The following is a 3,467-nucleotide window of genomic DNA, read 5'->3' as shown; positions in this document are numbered from 1 at the left end:
AGCCGAAGTCACCGTCGTCGGGGAATCCACGGCAAGCCGGTGACGCAGCAGTCCCTCCGCCATGGGGGCTGCGGCAGATGTTTCCGGTGCAGACCATGAGGACGGATTGCACGAGCGTCTAGGCTGGAGGCTAAGAATTTATATGGTAGTGACAAATGAGCAGTCTATCTTATATAGAGCGCGCGTAGGCCAACGCATCAATCCATGCTGCTGTCGTTACGAGGGAGCCCTCCGGCAATGCTCCGAGCCTGACTGAGCTCGTCGAAGGAACGGGCTCATCGACTGAAGAATCTTCGCTATCTCAGGCATTTCTAGAAACTTTATCTCACTAAGAGCGCCGGAAGGGTTTAGAGAGCTGCTTTTATTGCCTGAGCCGAACGCCGGTGATAACTTGGCCGTACCGCTGCAAGAAAAATTCGAAGGTGATAATTGTGGAAACCAACAAACTTACGGTGCGACTACCCGCGGATGAGATCCGGTTCGTAAAGGAATTCGCAAAACGTCATGGCATGACCGTGACAGAGGTTATTCACCGTTATTTTACGCGGCTCCAGGCATCTAGCAAAAATGCTATTCATCCGGAGATCGCGAAGCTCGCTGGGAGCATTCCCTCCAATATCGATGCCAGGGGTGAATATAATCAGCATCTCGACGAAAAGCATCGGTGAGAGCGCTGTTCGATCTCAACGTGTTCCTGGATGTATTACAAGAACGAAAGCCTCACTATACCTCTTCCGCGGCTGTCCTTAGCAATGCGCTGACCGGCGACATTATCGGTGTAATTCCTGCCCATGGTGTTACTACGCTGTATTACCTTGTGGCACGGCACATGAACAAAGCGCGCGCGAACAGTCTGGTGGACTGGTTGATCGATCGCTTTGACATTGCGCCCGTGGACCGGGCTACGCCCGTCCGCGCGCGAAGCCTCAAGATGCGTGATTTCGAGGACGCGGGTAGTCGCCAGCGCGGCTGAAATCACTGCTTGCGAGGTCATCGTGACTCGCAATATCGCCGATTTCAGTCGTTCGCCGGTTGCCGCGCTGTCGCCGGAGGAGTTTTTCGATAGCTGGTCGAAATCATGAGCACTTAATGTTTACTCGCGCGGGCCTTCGCCACAACAATCTATGGGTCGCGTTCAGGTTTCGACGCGAATAGGCAATTGACTGCCTGGTGTTTTTCTGCTCACGGCTAATGCGTAGTGCAAGCATGCAGCCTTTGACCGAGATTTCCGCCGATGTTCAAGGACCATTTCTCGCGATACGCTGCGGCTTACGCCGGCCACCGGCCCGATTACCCGGAGACACTGTTCGACTATCTTGCGGCCCAGGCTAACGCGCGCGAGGTGGCGTGGGATGCGGCGACCGGCAACTGGCAGGCGGCGCACGGGCTTGCGCATCACTTCGCGCGGGTGTGGGCGACCGATGCCAGCGCGGAGCAGATGGGCAAGGCCGCGCCTCATCCGCGCGTTACTTACCGCGTCACACCCGCCGAGGTTAGCGGACTCGAGCCCGCGTCGGTCGATCTGATCACGGTCGCGCAGGCGCTGCACTGGTTCGATCTGCAGCGTTTCTATGCCGAAGCGCGGCGCGTGCTGCGCGCCGGCGGCCTGATCGCCGTGTGGTGTTACAACCTGATGTCGGTGAGTCCGGACATAGACCGCGTGCTGCAAGTATTTTACGCCGACACCATCGGCACCGACTGGCCGCCCGAACGCCGACTGGTGGAGGACGGCTATCGATCTCTTGAGTTCCCGTTCACGGAAATACATGACACTCCCGCCTTCTCGATCGAACGGAACTGGAACGTCGAACAGGTTCTGAATTACGTCAGCACGTGGTCCGCCGTACAGCGCTACCGGCAACGGCTGGCCGTCGATCCGGTCGAAGCTCATCTCTCGCTCGCGCTCCGCGATGCATGGGGTGATGACAACCGGCAGCGCCAGGTGCACTGGCCAATTTTTCTGCGGTTGGGCGTCTCGTACAACGGCTGAAGCGCGTTGGGCGTCGGTGTTGTCGAGTCGCGTTAGACTTCAGTTGAATAAATTAGTAGCACTGCCATGTCCAGGCTTGACGTCGCGAAAGAGAAGATCGCATACCTAAAACTATGGCTAGTGTAGTGAGTTAGAAGTTCATTGAATTGTTTTACGCCTTGGTGGTCACTGGCAGAATGTTTTGGAGACAGCGAGTATGCAATGGCAGGCAGACCGAAAGCGGAGTTGGTGTTGAGCGATGCGGCACGCGAACAACTACAGGCATAGGCACGTCGGCGCAAGACCGCGCAAGCGCTGGCACTGCGTTCGCGCATCGTACTGGAGTGTGCGGTCGGGGTCGAGAATCAGGTCGTGGCGACCACGCTTGCGGTCACCCCGCAGACCGTGTCGAAATGGCGCGGCCGCTTCGTCAAGTCGCGGCTCGATGGTCTGCTGGATGCGCCGCGACCGGGCGCCCCACGAACGATTGAAGACGCACGTGTCGAGGCCGTGATTACCAAGACCTTGGAACAGCGGCCGAGCCGCGCGACGCACTGGAGTACGCGCGCCATGGCGCATGAGACGAAGCTGTCGCAAACGGCGATTGTGCGCATCTGGCGCGCCTTCGGCTTGCAGCCGCATCGTCAGGCAACCTTCAAGCTTTCCAGCGACCCGTTGTTGGTCGAGAAGACCCGCGATATCGTCGGGCTGTACCTCGATCCGCCGGTGAAAGCAATGGTGTTGTGCGTCGATGAGAAGAGCCAGATTCAAGCGCTTGACCGGACCCAGCCGATCCTGCCGCTGGCTCCTGGGATCGCCGAGCGACGCACACACGACTACGAACGCCATGGCACGACCACGCTGTTTGCCGCGCTGGATATCGCCACCGGCGCGGTGATCGGCCAGTTGCGCAGGCGCCACCGCGGCCGCGAGTTTCTGAAGTTCCTGCGCACCATCGAGGCCTCAGTCCCGGCCGCTCTGGACGTGCATCTGGTAATGGACAACTACGGTACGCATAAGACGCCCACCGTGCGCGCCTGGTTCGCGCGTCACCCGCGCTTTCACGTCCATTTCACCCCGACCTCGGCCGCTTGGCTCAACCAGGTCGAGCGCTGGTTCGCCACCCTGACTGAGCAACAGATTCGTCGCGGAACCCATCGTTCAACCCGCCAACTGGAAGATGCCATCCGTCACTACCTCGACCTCAATAACGCCGACCCCAAGCCCTTCGTCTGGACCAAATCCGCCAACGACATCATCGCCAGCATCGAACGATTTTGTCTGCGAATCTCTAACTCACCACACTAGGGATCTCTGTCGTTACTGATTTCAGTCTTTTTAGCTAACTTCCTACAAGCGGGCGTCAGGGTCCGGCCATATTGATATTTGGTGCAATCGTGGCACTTGCATGCATTACCGTCATCGCCTTTTACATCCATGAGCGCATAGAAAAGGCGATTGATGAACTTGGAGGACTTATAGCCGTGGACATCCTTAT

2 protein-coding genes and 2 pseudogenes are annotated in these 3,467 nt (G+C 58.0%); all 4 read left to right on the top strand.

The genetic code is table 11. The features are described 5' to 3' along the window. The first annotated feature begins 431 nt into the window (after positions 1–431). Entirely contained in the window at positions 432–668 is a 237-nt protein-coding gene (locus H0V34_07950; GenBank protein MBA2491624.1) for a hypothetical protein, read from the top strand. A 5-nt stretch (positions 669–673) separates the two neighbouring features. Further along, a pseudogene (locus H0V34_07945) lies at positions 674–1,082 on the top strand (PIN domain-containing protein). Between the two features lie 152 nt (positions 1,083–1,234). Then, a complete protein-coding gene (locus H0V34_07940) occupies positions 1,235–1,990 on the top strand; it encodes a class I SAM-dependent methyltransferase (GenBank protein MBA2491623.1) in 756 nt (251 codons plus the stop codon). A gap of 201 nt (positions 1,991–2,191) precedes the next feature. Next, positions 2,192–3,277: pseudogene (locus H0V34_07935) on the top strand (IS630 family transposase). Positions 3,278–3,467: the final 190 nt, after the last annotated feature.

The sequence above is a fragment of the Gammaproteobacteria bacterium genome (genome assembly GCA_013696315.1).
Taxonomy (GTDB): domain Bacteria; phylum Pseudomonadota; class Gammaproteobacteria; order JACCYU01; family JACCYU01; genus JACCYU01.
The sequence above is the reverse complement of the archived record's forward strand: the minus strand, read 5'-3'. Positions and strand labels throughout refer to the sequence as shown.